Source organism: Pseudomonas sp. SCA2728.1_7 (assembly GCF_018138145.1).
In the GTDB taxonomy this organism is placed as follows: Bacteria; Pseudomonadota; Gammaproteobacteria; order Pseudomonadales; family Pseudomonadaceae; genus Aquipseudomonas; species Aquipseudomonas koreensis_A.
Genome location: NZ_CP073104.1, coordinates 5,173,816 through 5,190,740, shown reverse-complemented (window position 1 = coordinate 5,190,740; position 16,925 = coordinate 5,173,816). Strand labels below are relative to the sequence as shown.

General features: G+C 59.7%; 14 protein-coding genes. 8 read left to right on the top strand and 6 right to left on the bottom strand.

Annotated features, from left to right (window positions below):
- The first annotated feature begins 3 nt into the window (after positions 1-3).
- The 4 genes from KBP52_RS23270 (at position 4) to KBP52_RS23255 (ending at position 5,536) form a co-directional block, all read left to right on the top strand.
- Entirely contained in the window at positions 4-1,731 is a 1,728-nt protein-coding gene (locus KBP52_RS23270) for a J domain-containing protein (RefSeq protein WP_212621046.1), read from the top strand.
- 99 nt (positions 1,732-1,830) lie between these two features.
- Positions 1,831-3,525 carry an acid phosphatase gene (acpA, locus tag KBP52_RS23265; protein WP_212621045.1) on the top strand — a complete coding sequence of 565 codons (1,695 nt, stop codon included), beginning with the start codon at positions 1,831-1,833 and terminating at the stop codon, positions 3,523-3,525.
- Positions 3,526-3,644: 119 nt separating this feature from the next.
- Entirely contained in the window at positions 3,645-4,832 is a 1,188-nt protein-coding gene (locus KBP52_RS23260; protein ID WP_137219405.1) for a hypothetical protein, read from the top strand.
- Positions 4,833-5,011: 179 nt separating this feature from the next.
- Positions 5,012-5,536, top strand: coding sequence for an SET domain-containing protein-lysine N-methyltransferase (locus KBP52_RS23255; protein ID WP_116031434.1), 525 nt, complete (start codon positions 5,012-5,014; stop codon positions 5,534-5,536).
- A 20-nt stretch (positions 5,537-5,556) separates the two neighbouring features.
- Here the strand turns inward: KBP52_RS23255 and can are convergent, their stop codons facing one another.
- On the bottom strand, positions 5,557-6,201 hold the full coding sequence (gene can / locus KBP52_RS23250) for a carbonate dehydratase (RefSeq protein ID WP_007912954.1): 645 nt from the start codon (positions 6,199-6,201) through the stop codon (positions 5,557-5,559).
- A 141-nt stretch (positions 6,202-6,342) separates the two neighbouring features.
- On the opposite strand from can, the gene KBP52_RS23245 reads away from it, so the two are divergent.
- On the top strand, positions 6,343-6,747 hold the full coding sequence (locus KBP52_RS23245; protein WP_212621044.1) for a serine kinase/phosphatase: 405 nt from the start codon (positions 6,343-6,345) through the stop codon (positions 6,745-6,747).
- Between the two features lie 114 nt (positions 6,748-6,861).
- On the opposite strand, the gene rimI is transcribed toward KBP52_RS23245, so the two are convergent.
- Positions 6,862-7,314, bottom strand: coding sequence for a ribosomal protein S18-alanine N-acetyltransferase (gene rimI / locus KBP52_RS23240; protein WP_007912963.1), 453 nt, complete (start codon positions 7,312-7,314; stop codon positions 6,862-6,864).
- Positions 7,307-8,053 carry an energy transducer TonB gene (locus KBP52_RS23235; protein WP_212623156.1) on the bottom strand — a complete coding sequence of 249 codons (747 nt, stop codon included), beginning with the start codon at positions 8,051-8,053 and terminating at the stop codon, positions 7,307-7,309. Before KBP52_RS23235 ends, rimI begins: the two co-directional genes overlap by 8 nt.
- Before the next feature lie 244 nt (positions 8,054-8,297).
- Between KBP52_RS23235 and mksB the strand changes: the two genes are divergently transcribed.
- From mksB to mksF, 3 genes are read left to right on the top strand one after another with little or no spacing between them, the layout of a single operon-like run.
- On the top strand, positions 8,298-9,575 hold the full coding sequence (gene mksB, locus KBP52_RS23230; RefSeq protein ID WP_161986622.1) for an Mks condensin complex protein MksB: 1,278 nt from the start codon (positions 8,298-8,300) through the stop codon (positions 9,573-9,575).
- Positions 9,565-10,266, top strand: coding sequence for an Mks condensin complex protein MksE (mksE, locus tag KBP52_RS23225; protein ID WP_053123840.1), 702 nt, complete (start codon positions 9,565-9,567; stop codon positions 10,264-10,266). The genes mksB and mksE overlap by 11 nt, the downstream gene beginning before the upstream one ends.
- On the top strand, positions 10,263-13,103 hold the full coding sequence (gene mksF, locus KBP52_RS23220; protein ID WP_095122933.1) for an Mks condensin complex protein MksF: 2,841 nt from the start codon (positions 10,263-10,265) through the stop codon (positions 13,101-13,103). The genes mksE and mksF overlap by 4 nt, the downstream gene beginning before the upstream one ends.
- Before the next feature lie 189 nt (positions 13,104-13,292).
- Here the strand turns inward: mksF and KBP52_RS23215 are convergent, their stop codons facing one another.
- Genes KBP52_RS23215 through KBP52_RS23205 form a run of 3 tightly spaced genes read right to left on the bottom strand, consistent with a single transcriptional unit; the run spans position 13,293 to position 16,858 of the window.
- Positions 13,293-15,596, bottom strand: a complete 2,304-nt coding sequence (locus KBP52_RS23215; protein WP_077574544.1) for an MlaD family protein — start codon at positions 15,594-15,596, stop codon at positions 13,293-13,295.
- Entirely contained in the window at positions 15,589-16,212 is a 624-nt protein-coding gene (locus tag KBP52_RS23210; RefSeq protein WP_034156070.1) for a paraquat-inducible protein A, read from the bottom strand. The genes KBP52_RS23215 and KBP52_RS23210 overlap by 8 nt, the downstream gene beginning before the upstream one ends.
- Entirely contained in the window at positions 16,199-16,858 is a 660-nt protein-coding gene (locus tag KBP52_RS23205) for a paraquat-inducible protein A (RefSeq protein ID WP_123595849.1), read from the bottom strand. The genes KBP52_RS23210 and KBP52_RS23205 overlap by 14 nt, the downstream gene beginning before the upstream one ends.
- Positions 16,859-16,925 lie beyond the last annotated feature (67 nt).

The window sequence follows — 16,925 nt, the reverse complement described above, 5'->3', positions numbered from 1 at the left end:
GCCATGGATTGCTGGTCGGTGCTGCACCTGCACGATGACGCTGAAACCCGCGACATCAAACGCGCCTATGCGCGCCTGCTGAAAACCTTCCGCCCCGATGAGGATGCCGAAGGTTTCCAGCGTCTGCGTGAAGCCTACGAACAAGCGCTGGCGATTGCCCGGTGGCGCGTTGAAAACGCTGAGCCTGCCGACGAAGAAGATGTCGCCGTGGCCACGGCTTCCAGCGCCTTTGCCGCACTGGCACTCGATGCTGCACTGGCAAACAAACACAGCCACCGGCAAAACCCGTCGTGGGATTTTGCCGATCTCGACGTTCCGCCCGTCACCCCGGCAGCCCCCGAGCCTTTTGCGCCGCCAGCGAAGGATGATGTTTTGCCTGTCGAGCCACTGACGGCGGCCCCGGACACAGAGGCGTATGCGCTTGAAGCGCAGGCCGCACGGCAACTGCTTGAGGGGCTGTCGCCCGAAAACCTCGACGAGCGTTGGGATCAGGCGCAACAGCAAGGCTGCGCCAAGGCCTTCGAAAGGCTGTTGCTGCAATTGTGTTTTGAACAGCCGCAACTGCGCAGCCCGGTGCTGAACTGGGCCGTCGAGCAACTTGGATGGTTGGGGCCGTGGCAGGACGTGCTGATCAATGATCGCCAGCGTGAGGTTCTCGCCGAGAATCTGATGGCCGATTATCAAAACGTCCTGCGAGCACTGCTCGAAAGTCAAAGCGAGCGCGAATTCCTCAACGTGCTCAAACGCTACAGCGCCCAACCGTGGCTGCAGGTATTCGATCGCCGCGAACAATGGCAGCAAACCCTGCTGCACTTGCTCAATGACACTGAGTGGAGCGTGCCGCTGTTCGACCGCATCGGCCAACTGTTCGGCTGGGATCACAACAAAGGCCTGCACCCGCAACCGGACTGGCTCTGGGACACCTTGATCGAACGCTGCAATCAGGAAAGTTTCTACGACAATCTGCGCGCCAAGGCTGCAAGCGACCGCACCTGGGCGGCCGACGTGCAAGCGGCGCATCTATTGATCAATCCGCTCAAGCCCCGGCAGCAGAAGAAGATCATCGACGGCTTTGGCCAGAATGAATGGCAGGCCTGCCATGACTTGTCGGAAAAACTCACGTGGCGTTTCCCCGAACTGCTCGCACGTTTGCCCTATGCCGATGCTTTTTACTGGCGGCGTTTTTTTCCACGGCCCATCGCTGCCGAAACCTGGGTACGCGTGTGGGCGGCCATTGCCTTGGCGCTGTGCCTGTTTTATCTGGGCCTCGAGAAAAGAGATGCCGCCAATCTGATCTTCATTCCGATGATCTTTGCCTGCGTACCGGTATGGTTTTTTCGCTTTGCATTGAGTTGGTGGGTGGTGCTCACGGCCCACGTGATCGTGCCGGATCTGTGGCTCACCGAGGGACTGATTCCGCGCAAATGGAACCCTGACACGCGCTGGCTGGTGATACGCCACGGGGTTCCGCAGGTGGTGATGCTGCTGTTGTTTTCGCTGATGCTCGGGCCGCTGGGCGCGCTCACTTATGTCGGCACGCTGCTGATCGGGCTGGTGCACAAACGCCGTATCGGTTCGCTCGATCCGCAGCTGAGCAGCCGCCGTCCTTGGCTGACCGCACTGCACTGGGCGCACTTCAGTCCGCTGCAATTGCTCTTTCTGGTGGTCATGACCGCGATCACGGCAGCCAGCAGACTCGGTTTTTCGCTCAGCCAACTCATGCCCGCCTAGGCAAGCAGCGCCAGTGCCGCTTGTCATCCATCCGTCACATTCACTTGCTAGCGTCCGCCCGAAACATACTGAAACAATTAAGCAAGAACGGGCTGACAGATGAAAGACGACACAGACGGCACTGATGCACCGGAATCCAATCACCCTACCGACACCAGTCGCCGCCGCTTCCTCGGCGGCGTCGCGGTGCTCGGTGTCGGTGCCACGCTGGCCGGGTGTGGCAGCGCCAGCGATCAACCGGGCAAACCGGCCGAGCACCCGCTGACGCCCGCCGAGCTGGACAAGGCCCTGCGCGACCAAGTGAAAACCGTGGTGGTGATCTACGCCGAAAACCGCAGCTTCAACAACCTGTTCGGTGATTTCCCCGGTGTCGAAAAACCGCTGGCAGCGCTCAAGCCCGGCGACTATCAACAACGTGACCGCGACGGCTCGCTGCTGCAAACCCTGCCGCCCGTCTGGGGCGGCGTTCTGCAGATCGGCCCGCAAACTCTCGATGGCGTGACCTACCCCAGCGCCATGCAGTTTCAGCAAAACCTGGCCAATGCACCGTTCGCCCTCAAAGGCCCGAACGCTGAAGATTTGCCATTTGGCCTGGTCACCCGCGATTTATGGCACGTGTTCTATCAGAACCAGATGCAGATCAATGGCGGCAAGAATGATGGCTTCGTTGCCTGGGCCGATTCCGGTGGCTTGACCATGGGCCACTACGCGCAGAGCCGTTATTCCCTACGCCTGTGGGACGTTGCTCGGGAGTTCGTGCTGTGTGACAACTTCTTTCAGGGCGCCTTCGGTGGCTCGTTCCTCAACCATCAATACCTGATCAGCGCCACCGCGCCGTTCTATCCGGACGCGGCCAACTCCGTCGCCAAATCACAGATCGCCGCGCTGCAAAGTGATGATCCGAGCGACCCGCGCCTCAAGCCGCTGGACGCATCGCCGGCCAGCGCCATGACCGGCCCGCCGCAGTTCGGGCCGAGTGCGCTGACTCCGGATGGCTTCGGCGTCAACACCCTCGCCCCGCCCTACTGGCCCACCTGGATTCGCGACCCTGAGCGCCCGGCGTATTCCAAAGCGGATCTGCCCAACGTCATGGTGCCGCAGACACACGAGCACATCGGCGACAAGCTGTCGAAAAACAATATCGATTGGGCGTGGTACGCCGGTGCGTGGCAGGCGACGCTGGAGCAGTACAAGGACTCCGGCGGCATCCCGAAGATTCCGAATTTTCAGTATCACCACCAGCCGTTCAACTACTTCAAGCAGCAAGGTCCGGAGAACCCCGATGAGCGCAACAAGCGTCTGCGTGATGCTGGCTTGGGTGATGAATCGAGCAGCAACAAGTTCTTCGCCGATGCCGAAGCGGGCAAGTTGCCGGCGGTGAGTTTCTACAAGCCCCAGGGCAACCTGAACATGCACGCCGGTTACGCCGATGTGGCGTCCGGGGATCGGCACATTGTGCGTGCGTTGAAAGTGCTGCGTGAAAGTCCGCAATGGCAAAACATGGTGGTGATCGTCACGGTCGACGAGAACGGCGGCTGGTGGGACCACGTCGCACCGCCCAAGGGCGACCGCTGGGGCCCGGGGTCACGCGTGCCGGCGCTGGTGGTGTCGCCGTTCGCGCGCAAAGGTACGGTGGATCACACGGTCTACGACACCGCGTCGATCCTGCGGCTGATCACTCGGGTCTTCCAGTTGGAGACCCTCGACGGCCTTAAACAACGTGACGAAGCGATGATTGCCCGGGGCCAGAAACCCATGGGCGATCTGACCAACGCCCTGCATTTTCAGGCTTGAAAACCAGCCCTGCGAGTTTGCGCAAAATTCTGCCGATGACGGCTTCTCTGTCAAACGCGGCTGCTCCACTATGAGCCGCCCCCGAAACGCGGGGAACCGACGCTGAAAAGGATCTGAGCATGTTCAAACTCGCAGGACTTACCCCCGTTGCACTGGCTCTTACCGCACTCACGCTGAGCGCGGCCGCCCACGCCGATGTCGACTTGAAACTGGGCAGCACCGAACGCGTCACCCGCCTCTTCGCTTACCCCAACAACTGCAACGTCATCTGTTTCCGCAACTGGACGCTGGAACAGACCGTCGCCCATTACCTGAACCAGAGCGTGCAACGCGATGGTTATGCCGATGCCAAGGTGTTGGTAAAAACCGACAACGGCCAGCTCTACGCCGAAATCACCGGCGTGCCGAAGGATTACGACAAACCGCTGTCGGCGCTGCTGGATGCGGGGGATCTGGCCTACACCGGCGCCAGCAAACTCAACGCCGACGGCAAATGGGCCTACAGCTGGTATCTGTTCCTGCCACTGGGCATGGCCCTGGAGAACCGTAAAAGTGTCGAACTGCTGCACTTCCCGCCGGATTATTCGCTGACCCAGGCGCAGGATTATCTGCGTTCGAATACCACCGATCGCTGGGCGACGCTGCTGACTGACAATGGCATTCCTGCCGAGCAGACACCGGCCTATCAAACCATCATCGATATCGCTCCGATCGCTGCGCCGTCCAATGCTGGCAGTGATCTGGAAGGCGTGTATGACTACTTCAAGGACTACCAGACCACGCTGGTCAAACAGTTCAGCCAGACCGCCAGCGGCACGACGCTGCCGATGGTCGCGTTTGGCGCGCCGGTGCGTAACTGGATCAAGCAGCAATATGGGCCAACCGTGAATGTCTTGGGCCTGGCGACGATCAGCCCAAGCGAAGGCGTGAAAGTGCCGGTGCTGGGTTCCAACCACCCGAGTTATATCTGGTACGCCGCTGACCCGAAGAGCTACACCGGCGATGATGCCCAGGCCAAGGCCGATGCAGCAGGCCTGAAAGTCATGGGTCAGGATTTGAGCGCGGCCTGCTGGCAGGCCGGGATGGGCAGCAAACCGGGCAGCGATGCCCAGGCTACCCTCAGCAGTTGCACACAGACGTGGCAGGTCACGCAGAAAGTCAAAACCTGCGAGCTGTTCTACACCTCGATCCGTAATCTGACCCCGGAACAAGCCACCGCCAAGTGCTCCACCACCCCGATCAAGGCTCAACTGAAGCAATTGCAAGCACCGTTGCCAGCCGCCGCCGTCCCTGCCCCGCACCTATAACCGCTTGAAGCGTTCCCGTGTCAGCCAATGCTGACGCGGGAAAGCGTCTAAATCGCCTGTCAGATCTGACAGTAGACCCGCTATACCTAATAGGACACGATTGGATCCAAGCAGCAGCGTTGCAGTAGTGACAGGACGTCAACCCAAGGAAGTCGCAAAGCCTTGCGACAAGGACTGATATGAATATCCACGCCATGGCGCAATCGGCGTCACGCGATACTGAAGGCATTTATCCTTTCGCCGGTCTGCCCGTACGGCTGGGGTTTCCAGCGAGCGTCGATTTCGAAATCATCCAGGATGAGCACGGCACCCCAACGGCGGTCGCGGCGCGGCGCGAGTTTCTGCACACCCACCGGATGTGCCGGGTGTCTGGGCAATTGCTGCCCTATCGTTGCCGACAGACTCGACAATTGCTGACGGGGATCCACATTTACGACCCGCGCTTCTGTGGATTGATCGAACACGCCTGCGACCCCAACGTATTTCTCGACATGAGCGAGTTATGGCTGTGGGCGCTGAAAGATATCCACAGGGGGGAACGGTTGACCATGGACTACGCCGCCACCGAAGACAAACTCTTGCACCAGTTCGCCTGCGGTTGCGGTTCCTCACGTTGCCGCGGGTGGATCACCGGTTTCGACGAACCACCCAGCCTCGAAGGCCACCACTTTCTACAGCGCTGGCGGCATTCCAGATTGCGCTGAAAGGTGCGCTGAAAAGCGGCTTACAACGCGCCGACCGGCCGCAAACGATACTGCGGCGGCAATTGCTCGAAGCCACTGATGGTGGTGTTGAGACTTTTCCAGCGGCCATCCTTGATGCCGTAGATGCAACCGTGGATCGACAGGCTCTGCCCGCGATGCCAGGCGTTCTGGATGATGCTGGTGTGGGCGACGTTGGCCACTTGCTGGATCACGTTGAGTTCGCACATGCGATCAACCTGCTCCTCTTCGGTCGGCAACTTGGCCAGTTCTTCACGTTTTTCGTAATACAGATCACGGATCGAACGCAGCCAGCCGTCGATCAGACCGAACTGCCGGTCCTGCATCGAGGCGCGCACACCGCCGCAGCCGTAGTGGCCGGTGACAAGGATGTGTTTGACCTTGAGCACGTCGACCGCGTACTGGATCACCGACAGGCAATTGAGGTCGGTGTGCAGCACGACGTTGGCGACGTTGCGGTGCACGAACAGATCGCCCGGCAACATGCCGACGATTTCGTTGGCCGGCACGCGTGCGTCCGAACAACCGATCCACAGATATTCCGGCGTTTGCTGGCGTGCCAGTTTGGCGAAGAAATCCGGGTCTTCCTTGGTGATCGCGTCAGCCCAACGCTCGTTGTTATCAATCAGGTCTTGTAAGTCATGCATGCTGTAAGGCCTCAAGAAAGATGCGCTGGTATGACAGACGACCACCCGTCGGGGTCACGCCGCCATCGCAAGTGATTTCATTGGAATTCTCGTGTGCCCGGTGAGTCCACCTAAGTAAGGCCCACAGTATGAGGAATTGCCATGACTGATTCACGACGCCCTTACGATGCGGTGCAACCAGAGCCCATCGATGATAACGAAGACCGCATGGGTTCGGTGCATGAACTGGATTTCGATGAAGACGAACCGAGCGCGAAAATCGGTGATGAGATTCCCGAACGTGAACGCGAGCAGTTGATGCCGCGTGAACGGGTGCGCGAGGCCGGGATGACCGGGGCTTCAGTCGGTGATCATGAGCCGACTGACGACGACATGAGCCCGGAAACGCTGATTCTTGAAGATGGCGCGCGGGATGCCGAAGAGGCCGGGGAAGGCAATCAGGCGGATTGGGATTTGAGCATTGTCGATGAGGATGACATTGGCGGTGGCAATGGGCTGGATGAGGCGGAGCTGGCGCGGCGTGAACCGCTGGATGGTAACCTCTGATCTGTGTCGGTTGGTAAATAGCTATCGCGAGCAGGCTCACTCCTACAAGGGAACGCATTCCAAATTGTAGGAGTGAGCCTGCTCCGGGCGGCGTTCCGACGATGCTTTTAAGGTTTAATCGACCAGAGTGCAGGCCATGACCACGGCATCTTCACGCCCACCCACCGCCGGATAATAATCCCGACGCCGGCCAATCTCGTTGAAGCCATAACGCTCATACAACTTGAACGCGCCCGTATTGCTGTCGCGCACTTCCAGAAAACATTCCCGCGCCGAAGCCGCATACGCCCGCGACATCAAGTGCTCGAGCAACGTCAGCCCCAGCCCGCGCCCCTGATTTTCCGGTTTGACGGTGATATTGAGCAGATGCGCCTCATCCAGAATGATCTGCACCACGCCGTGGCCAACCTGCTGCTCACCTTCGAACATCAGCCAGATCTGGTACTTGCCCAGGCCGTCGAGAAAAATCCCGCGAGTCCACGGATGACTGTAAGCGGCGTACTCGATTTTCAGCACGGTTTCCAGATCCGCCTCGGTCATCGGGCGGAACGATACAGCGTCACTCATTCGATTCTTTCCAGCGCGCCATCAGCCGACGCATGGCTTGCCACACAGCGGCCTTGCGCTGTGGCTCTTCCATTAACAATTCCAGACCGGGAATGGCCCAGGCCGGGCCCAGACCTTCGATCTGCAATTCACGATTGAACGCTTCGGCATCCGCTTCACCAGCAAAACGCACGGCCGGCAGGCCGATCAGCCACAGACAGGCACACGGAGCGGCTTCCATTTGCACGGAAAGGAAACCCTGCACAAAGTCACGCGCCGCTTCCGGGCCCTGATCCATAGTGCCGCGATTGAGCCATGGCCAACGCACCGGCTCGCCGACAATTTGCGGTGCATCCGGCAGACCGGCGGCACGCAACATATCTTTGAGCAACAGATAAGCCGGATCGCGGCTCTGGAACGGTTCGCCTGTGGGTAACTCGACCAGCAGCAGGCACCGCCCGGCGCGCAGCAGTTGCAGGGCGAAACGCGGTGGCGGCACCGGTGCCGGTTTGGCGACCACTGGCGTGTTGTCGGCCTCTTCCACCGGTTTGGCGTTGGTCCGGGTGCTGGCCAACGACGGACGCGGCACTTCGATCTTCGGCCGTTCGACCGGACGAGCGGCAGGCTGCGCGGGCGTTTCGACCTGAGGCGCGAGAACAACCGGAGCCTCTACCTCGGGCTCGGGCATGTCCAGCAGCTCGGGCCGCGAGGGTGCGGCGAAGGGCAATTCGGTGCGCGGCAGCCAGTTGACCACCTGCATGGCGTTCAAATAGGCGCGGCGGCGGGACTCGATTAGCAAGGGTCGGCCACTTGTGGATAACTGAAGTGCGCTGATTCTACCGCCCTTCGCTCAAGATCGCCCGTTGTTGATCGATAGACTTGACCAACACCCTTTGCCGACGCGCTTCACCCATAGAAAGCAACAGTCCGTCCCAAGAGTGAATCGCATCCTTCGTGATGCAGTACAATCGCCCCTTTTCATTGCCAACCAGCCGGGCATTCCGATGATCGAACCCAAGCGCGTCTTGCGCGCCCTCGCTGAACACTGGGCACTGCTTGAGCCACTGTGTGAGCACTTCGACCAAGGCACATTGAGCCTCAACGAACTGCGCGCGCAACTCGCCGCCCAACAACTGGACAGCACGCCGCAGGACATCACCAGCCTGCTCGATGTGTGGATTCGCCTCGATATTCTGATTCCGGTGGCGAAAAGCCCGAACCGTTTCGAGCTGAACGCGCAGATTCACGACTTCCTCGCTTACTTGCGGCGTGAACACCGCTTGGGCCTGTGCCTGGAAATCGAAGCCTATCTGCGCCATCTCGAGCGTCTGGCCGGTTATATCCAGGACGCGTTCGAGGTTCGCGACGGCCACGACCTCGCCCGCCAGTTGCGCCTGCTAGATATGCGCGTGCGCGACGTACTGAAGAAGCTCGACAACGACGAACAGGCACTGGTCGCCGTCGCCGAACGGGCGAAGACCAGCGACCGGCAGATTCCGCTACGTCAGCGTTACGCCGAAGTACTGGCGACGTGGGACGAATACGTCGAGCCGATGATCGATCTGGTGAACGCCGACGGCGCCTTCGAACAAGGCGTGCGCAAGGTCGAAACCGTGCTGCTGAAGATGCTCAGCGAACAGCAGCGCCTCGGCCATCTGGTCGATGACGACATGCTCCTGCGCACCCACGCGCGCATCCTCGAAATGCAGACCAGCGCCCAGCTGACTTTGCGTCATGCCCGCGAACTGCTGCTGCCGCTGCGTGAAGAAGCGCGCCGGCACAACGCCGTGACCCGTGGTGCTGCTTTGGCTTTGGCAGCGATTCGCCGTAAAGGCATCGATGCCGTGCCGCAAGCGGCGATGCCGCTGTTCACCCGCCCGCAAAGCACCTTCCTCGGCAGCGCCAGTCAGGTCGAAGCCTACGTGTACGCCTTGGCGCGTTTCGAGCCGAAACCGGCGCGCTTCCCCAAGGCGCACAAAACGCAGAAAGGCGAAGCCCCACGCGCACCACGCACCGTGCGCGAGATGGTCGACCGTTGCGAAGAAGCCCTGCCGATGCCGGATCTGATGACCTGGTTGCTGGAGCAGGAGCCGGACGGCGCAACCGACGAATTGCTCTACTGGTTCTCGCGTCTGTCGCGGGAAAAACGCTTCAAGCGCGAGCGTCTGGAACGCCGCGAATACCACACTCATGAGCATCAGGTCAGCCTGCGCTCCTTCGCCCTGCTCTCGGCCAGCGATACCGCCGCCGAGGATTCTGCGAGCATCCCCAATGCATCTTGATCTTTCCGAACTGTCGCAACTCGCACCGATCTTCCGCGAGCTGTTCAAGGGTTACCACGTCAGCCGCCGCGACCCGGAGCTGTACGCGCAACTGTCGAACTTCCAGGATCAATACCGCACGCTGTTCAAGGCGCTGGGCTTTGAGCTGGTCTGCGACACCCGTGGTTTCTACTACTTCGTGCCGGACATGGCCGCCGCAGCGGTGAACAAAACTGCGCAGCGTCTGGCGCTGTTCACCTTCATCCTCGTCGAGCACCTGGCCGATCAGGGCCGCGATCCGATCGCCGTGCTCGATGGCGGCAGCCTCGGCCGTGAAGAACTGCCATCGCTGCTGGAAAAATACCGCGACCTGTTCATTCAGGCCGAAGTGCAGACCGTTGAAGAGCTCGAAGAAAAGATCATGCGCCGCATGACTCAACTGGGTTTCGCCGGCGAAGAAAACGGCGTGTATCGCTTCCTGCCGCCGATGCACCGTTTCCTCGATGTGTGCCTGTCGGTACAGCAGGATCGCGATCTGGCGGCCAGCGTGCACAGCGTATTGCCGCTGCCAGCGCCGGTGCTGATCGACGAAGCGGCGGAAGCCAAATTCCTCGAAACCGACGATCCGCTCGATCTTTCCGAGTTTGATGAAGAAAGCGAAGAAGACGCACTGGCCCGCGCCATTGCCGAAGAACAGGAGTCCGACGCATGAGCCAGGAACGCTACGGCATCCGCCGCTTTGCCCTTTTGAACACCGCCGGTTACAGCCTCGGCCTGTTCCCGCTGGAAGAACCGTTGTCGGTTTACGGCGCGAACAACCTCGGTAAATCGGCGTCGATCAACGCCTTGCAGTTCCCGATTCTGGCGCGCATGTCGGACATGAGTTTCGGCAAGTACAGCCTCGAACAATCGCGGCGCTTCTACTTCGCTTCCGACACCAGCTACATCCTTGTCGAAGTGAACCTGCCCCACGGCCCGCACGTCATTGGCGTGGTCGGTCGCGGCCCGGGCGGTGGTTTCGGTCACCAGTTCTTCGCCTACGCCGGCAAGCTTGATCTGGCGCATTACCAGAAGAACGACACCTGCCTGCGTCAGAAAGAGCTGTTCAGCAACCTTGAGAAAGAAGGCCTGAAAGCCTACGAACTCAAGCCGGACGAACTGCGTCGCTTGCTGGTTGGCGGTCACACGTCGATCCCGCTCGACCTGACGCTGATCCCGCTGCGCTCCACCAGCGAGCAGAGCCTGAAGACCTTCCGCGCGTTGTTCATCAACCTGCTGCACATGCGTGAAATCACCGCGGCCAAGCTCAAGCAGTTGTTCCTCGATGCCTTCGAACACAGCCTGCGCTCCGGTAGCGTCGATTACATCGCCGCGTGCGAAGAAGCCTTCCGCGACGTGCGTCGCATGGAACAGGACTACAACTCGCTGGTCGCTGCCGGCCCGTTGGTTGAAGCCCTGGCCAACGGCGTGAAACAGCGTGACGTGCTGCGCGGCAAGCTGCATCGCCTGTCGCCGCTGCTCGATTCGTTGCTCGGCACCTGGTCGGACTACGCCAGTGCGCGCAAGGAAGAGCTGACCATTCAGGCCGACCACTACCGTGGCGAGCAGGACAGTCTGCAAAACAATCAGCGCGGTGGCACTCAGGAACTGATGCGTCTGGAGCGGGAAATTTCCGGCATTCAGCGCTGGCTCGGCGAGCTGTCGGTGTTGAAGAATCGCTTTGCCCTGGTCGACGACGTCAAAGTGCTCGAGCAACAATTGCTCGCCGCCAAAGACGCCCACGACGAACTGGCCGGCGCCTTGGCGCAATCGCGTCAGTTCAGTGCGGAAGATCTGGAAGAGCGCGTACGCGATCTGGAAAAACGCCTGAAGTCGGTGAAACAGCAACTCGATCACGCCGACAACAACAGCTACGCCCGTCTGCGCGAAGAATTCTCGCAGCAGGACGTCGAGCGTCTGATGCGTCTGTTCAACAGCGCCCTGTTCAGCCTGCCGCTGGGTGAACACGGCATCACCCTCGACGACGATGGCGAGTGGGTCAAATCGGTTGAGCTGATTCTCGATGGTTTCAAAGGCGAGCGCTTCGAAGTGCCGGGCCTGTCGATCGACATCTCGCACATCGAGCCGCCGGCGCTGCAAGCATTGGCTGACCGCGCTGCGCTGCGCGACCAGAAAGAACGCTTGGAAAAAGAACTCAAGCAACTGAAAACCCAGCAAGCCGTGGCCGCCGACCGCGCTGCGAGCAAGACCCAGACCGAAGCGCTGTATCAGCAAGTGCTGGATGCGCAGAAAGCCCTGGAAGATTTCCGCCGCACGCAGACCCTGAGCGCCGAAGAAAGCGACAAGCTCGAGCAACTGGCGCAGATGGAAGGCGCGCAGGACGAACTCAAGCGTTCCAGTGATGCCTTCACCGAGCGCGTCCAGCAACTGTCGGCCAAGCTGCAACTGGTCGGCCGCCAGATCGCGGATATGGAAGCCAAGCAACGCACCCTCGACGATGCGCTGCGTCGTCGTCAGCTGCTGCCGGCAGATCTGCCGTTCGGTACGCCGTTCATGGATCCGGTCGACGATTCGATGGACAACCTGCTGCCGCTGCTCAACGACTATCAGGACAGCTGGCAAGGCCTGCTGCGCGCCGACGGTCAGATCGAAGCGCTGTACGCGCAAGTGCGCCTCAAAGGCGTGGCCAAGTTCGACAGCGAAGACGACATGGAGCGCCGCCTGTCGCTGCTGATCAACGCTTACGCGCACCGTACCGACGAGGCGCTGACCCTCGGCAAGGCGCGTCGTGCCGCGGTCACTGATATCGCCCGGACCCTGCGCAACATTCGCAGCGACTACGACAGCCTCGAGCACCAACTGGCGCTGTTCAACCGCGAGATCAACAAGCGTCAGGTCTCCAACCTGCAGAGCTTCCGTATCGTCCTCGCGCCGAACAAGGAAGCGCTCAAGCACATCGACCAGATCATCCACAGCGCCGGTCAGTACGAAGAAGGCGAAACCCTGTCGGTGTTCGATCTGAGCCAAAGTGCCGAGCAGGACAACAAGAACGAAGAGGCCAAGGAATATCTGGCGCGGCTGGTGGCGGCAAACCACAACCAGCTCGGTCTCAAGGACTTGTTCGAACTGGCGTTCGAGATCACCAAGGTCAACGGCCAACCGGTGATCCACACCGACATCGATGGCGCGGCGTCCAACGGTACGACCATGACCATCAAGGCGCTGACCAACATGTATTTGTTGCTGCACTTGATGGATCGCGATCAGGCCGGTCGCGTGCGTCTGCCGTACTACCTCGACGAGGCCGCAGACATCGACGAGAAGAACCAGGCCGCACTGCTGGAAACCAGTCTGCAACTGGGCTTCGTGCCGATTCTGGCGAGTGTGAAGCCGCAGGTCTGCGCCAGTGTCGCGATCGACCTCGAAGGCGGCAGCGGCCCGGCGGGGATTTACATTGATGAGGCGGACTGGAAGTACATCCGTCGCCATGATGTGGTGAAGGCGACGGTCAATGTTGAAGCGGATGAGCCGGAGCTGGATGCGGTTTGATCGGCTTTAGCTGAAGGCAAAAAAAGGGCCGCGATCTGTTTGGATCGCGGCCCTTTTTTATGGCTTGAGATTTGTGCTGAATTGGCTGGCCCTATCGCGAGCAGGCTCACTCCTACAGTTGGAATGCGTTCCCCTGTGGGAGCGAGCCTGCTCGCGAAGGCGTCTTTTCAGACGCCGAATATCTGGAGGTTACTTACCGAGGGAAATCTTCGGCGCCCACGTCAGCCACTCATCCTCAAACTTGTCGAACAGCGGGAACGTCTGCTCAGCCCGCGCCGGGTTGCCCATGCGCTCGCCATCCGGCGTGGCGAAAGCAATCCCACCCTGAATCGCCGTCTCCAGCGACTCGGTGCGCACTGTCAGCCCATTGAACAAACCGATATCAAACCCGACACCACTGGTATTCCAGAAGCGGCTACCGCTACGCACCAACGGCGCATATTTCGGCTCGATCAGAATGTGTACCAACACACGATCGGCGGTCTGCCCGAGTTCATAACCGGTGACTTTACCCACGGTAATTTCGCGATACGTCACCGGCACACCCGGCTTCAGCGAACCACGACGGGCAGCGCTCAACACCAGACTCAGCCCCGCCTCCTGCTTGGTCACTTCCGGCGCATTCGCCAGCGCGACGAAGTTCTTCTGCGGGCCGAGGTTCTTCGCCGCCGGTTGCACTTCGATGTACTGCCCGGTCACCAGGGTTTCCAGATTGGCAGTCTTGATCAGGCCCAACTCAGGCTTGACCACCCAGAATTGGCTGCCGACCCGGGCGATCTTCTCTGGCACTTCGGTGATGCGCGCCGTGAGGATGACCGACTGCAAGTCATCGGTCAGATCAACACTTTCAATCTTGCCGACATCCAGTCCCTTGAAGCGCACTGGGGTACCACTGCGCAGACCATCAGCGCGATCGACTTTGATCGTCACCACCGTGCCTTTCTGATTCGCCTCATCATGGTTGGCGAACAGGCGGAAACGCGGAATACGTTTCTGCAGCGGCGCCTTGGCTTGCGGTGTCTCGAAGGCGATGCCACCGGCCATCAGGGTCTGCAGCGACTCACTCTTGACTTGAATGCCACCGGTCAGTCCGCCGGTCAACGTGATGCCACTGACATTCCAAAAGCGCGTGGAGGCGTTGACCAGGTTTTCGTATTCCTTATCGATGTGCACGCCAATGACCAATTGCTTCTTGGTCTTGGAGAACTGATAGCTCTGCACCGAACCGACCTTGACCTGTTTGTACAAAATTGGACTGCCCACATCGATCGAGCCGAGGACATCGGTGAACAGCACCAGGTGCAAGCCCGGTGAGCGCAGATCCAGCGGCGGCGCCTTTGGCCGGGCCTCGAATTCGCGTTTCGGTGCCGCACCTTTATCGCCCGGGCGTACGGCGATGTAGTTACCCTTCACCAAGGCTTCCAGACCGGTGATCCCTGCCAGAGAAATCGACGGTTTAACTACCCAGAACTGCGTGCCATCGACCAGATAGTCCTCAGCCAATGGATCGAGGGTGAGCTCGGCTGTGGCGCTGTTCAGGTCAGGATCAACCTTCAGCGCCTTCATGTTGCCGACTTGAATGCCTTTGTACATCACCGGTGTGCGGCCAGCCTGCAGTCCTTCGAAGTCGCTGAGTTTGACCTTTACGCGAATCCCGGCAGCGGCAGCGTCGAAGTCCTCATACAGACGGAACGGCAGGCTCGGATCAGTCGGCGGGCTGTCCTTGCGATTCTCGGGTGTAGCGAAAGCGATACCGCCGGCGACGATGCTGGCTAGCGATTCGCTGCGTACTTTCACGCCGGACAGGTTGGCGTCGATACTGATGCCGCTGGCGTTCCAGAAACGCGTGTGTTTGCGCACCAGTTTGGCGTAGGTTGGTTCGATGAAAACCTTGAGTTCGACGGTACTCTGGTCTTCCGAGAGCAGGTAGCTTTTGACCTGGCCGACTTTGATCTGCTTGTAGAACACCGGGCTGCCACGGCTCAACGAGCCAAGACGATCAGCTTTGATGGTCAGATGCAGGCCAGGCTTGGCGTCGGACAGCGGCGGCTCTTCGGAGAGTGCCTTGAACTTGCGCACAGGCTCACCTTCGCCGGGGCTGATAGCGACATAATTACCCGAGACCAATGTCTCCAGCCCAGTAATGCCAGCCAGGGTGACGCTCGGTTTGACCAGCCAGAAGCGCGTGCTGGTCTTGAGGTATTGCTCAACGTCTTTATTCATCTCGACGGTGGCGATGACGCCTTTGGAGTTACCCTCATCGTCGAGTTTGAGCGCCTTGACCTTACCGACCGACATGCCCTTGTACATGACCTCGGTCTTGTTGGCCTGGATGCCTTCGCCACTCTCGAAGCGGATCTGGATCTCGATACCGGTTTCGGAATAGGCGCGCCAGCCGAGCCAGCCACCGATGATCAGCGCGATCAGAGGCAGAACCCAAATGGCAGACCAGTTCGAAGCCGGTCGGGTTTTCGCTACGGGCAAATCAGTCATGGTCGTCGTCCGACTCCGTGTTATCCCAAATCAGTCGGGGATCGAAAGTTACTGCGGCGAGCATCGTCAGAATCACCACACTGGCGAAGGCGATGGCGCCAAGATTGGCTTCGACACTGGCAAGCCGGCCGAAGTTGACGACCGCCACGAGAATGGCGATCACAAATATATCGAGCATCGACCAGCGGCCAATGAACTCGATAAAACGGTACATCCAGATGCGCTGACGAGCGGATAACGGCTGGCGTCGTTGCACCGAAAACAACAGCAGCGCGATACCCACCAGTTTGAAGGTGGGCACGAGAATACTAGCGATAAACACCACGGCGGCGATCGGAATCATGCCGTGCTGCACCAGTTGGATCACCCCGGACATGATGGTGCTCGGATCACCCTGCCCCAAAGAACTGACAGTCATGATCGGCAAGACATTGGCCGGAATATAGATGATTGCAGCCGTGATCAGCAGCGCCCAGGTTCGCGCGAGGCTGTTCGGACGCCGGGCGTGAACCAGCGCACCGCAACGGCTGCAGGTTTGCTCGTCGGTGTCCGCTTCCTGTTTGTTCAATTCGTGGCATTCGGTACACACCAGAATGCCCGCATCAATCGCCCGCATGAGCGTCCTCTCCTGATAACGCCTGCCAGATCTGATGCGGTGACATCACCACTTCCAGCCAGACCTGTACCAATAGCAATCCAATGAAACAGGCCAGGCCAAGGCCTACGGTGATGGCTGCCATGTCCGCCAGTTTGACGATCGCCACCAATACCCCCATGAGGTAAACCTCGAGCATTCCCCAGTCTTTGAGGTGGTGGTAAATGCGATAGAGCAGCAAGCCATAGCTGCGTCCGGCATTGAAGCGAATCGTCAGCAAAACGAATAACTGGCACAGCAACTTGAGCAGCGGTATGGCCATGCTGCACAGGAAGACGACGATCGAAACGCCCTGCATGTCCGTATTGAACAGGCCGAGCACGCCGCTCCAGACCGTATCCTGCGAAGATTGTCCGAGGATATTGAGTTGCATGATGGGTAAAAAGTTTGCCGGGATGTACAGCAATAATGCTGCGATCACCAAGGCAAGGCTGCGCTGCACCACGTTATGACGGTGAGCGTACAGTTCGTAACCGCAGCGAGGACAGAGCGCTTTCTCTCCGTGAGCAAGTGTTGGCTTGCGCAACAGCAGGTCGCACTCGTGACAGGCCACCAAGTCTTCCAGCGGTAAATCTGACAGCCCGGGGGCGTCAACCGACTCTGACATAAAGGCTCTGGCTCCGAATAAGGTGGGGCTATTCTAGTGTTCTGATTCGAAAATAACTGTGCAAATT

What these genes read in the sequence shown, in the direction of transcription:
- KBP52_RS23270 (WP_212621046.1), top strand. Translation starts at nt 4, where the DNA reads ATGGATTGCTGGTCGGTGCTGCACCTGCACGATGACGCTGAAACCCGC.
- acpA (WP_212621045.1), top strand. Translation starts at nt 1,831, where the DNA reads ATGAAAGACGACACAGACGGCACTGATGCACCGGAATCCAATCACCCT.
- KBP52_RS23260 (WP_137219405.1), top strand. Translation starts at nt 3,645, where the DNA reads ATGTTCAAACTCGCAGGACTTACCCCCGTTGCACTGGCTCTTACCGCA.
- KBP52_RS23255 (WP_116031434.1), top strand. Translation starts at nt 5,012, where the DNA reads ATGAATATCCACGCCATGGCGCAATCGGCGTCACGCGATACTGAAGGC.
- can (WP_007912954.1), bottom strand. Translation starts at nt 6,201, where the DNA reads ATGCATGACTTACAAGACCTGATTGATAACAACGAGCGTTGGGCTGAC.
- KBP52_RS23245 (WP_212621044.1), top strand. Translation starts at nt 6,343, where the DNA reads ATGACTGATTCACGACGCCCTTACGATGCGGTGCAACCAGAGCCCATC.
- rimI (WP_007912963.1), bottom strand. Translation starts at nt 7,314, where the DNA reads ATGAGTGACGCTGTATCGTTCCGCCCGATGACCGAGGCGGATCTGGAA.
- KBP52_RS23235 (WP_212623156.1), bottom strand. Translation starts at nt 8,053, where the DNA reads ATGCAGGTGGTCAACTGGCTGCCGCGCACCGAATTGCCCTTCGCCGCA.
- mksB (WP_161986622.1), top strand. Translation starts at nt 8,298, where the DNA reads ATGATCGAACCCAAGCGCGTCTTGCGCGCCCTCGCTGAACACTGGGCA.
- mksE (WP_053123840.1), top strand. Translation starts at nt 9,565, where the DNA reads ATGCATCTTGATCTTTCCGAACTGTCGCAACTCGCACCGATCTTCCGC.
- mksF (WP_095122933.1), top strand. Translation starts at nt 10,263, where the DNA reads ATGAGCCAGGAACGCTACGGCATCCGCCGCTTTGCCCTTTTGAACACC.
- KBP52_RS23215 (WP_077574544.1), bottom strand. Translation starts at nt 15,596, where the DNA reads ATGACTGATTTGCCCGTAGCGAAAACCCGACCGGCTTCGAACTGGTCT.
- KBP52_RS23210 (WP_034156070.1), bottom strand. Translation starts at nt 16,212, where the DNA reads ATGCGGGCGATTGATGCGGGCATTCTGGTGTGTACCGAATGCCACGAA.
- KBP52_RS23205 (WP_123595849.1), bottom strand. Translation starts at nt 16,858, where the DNA reads ATGTCAGAGTCGGTTGACGCCCCCGGGCTGTCAGATTTACCGCTGGAA.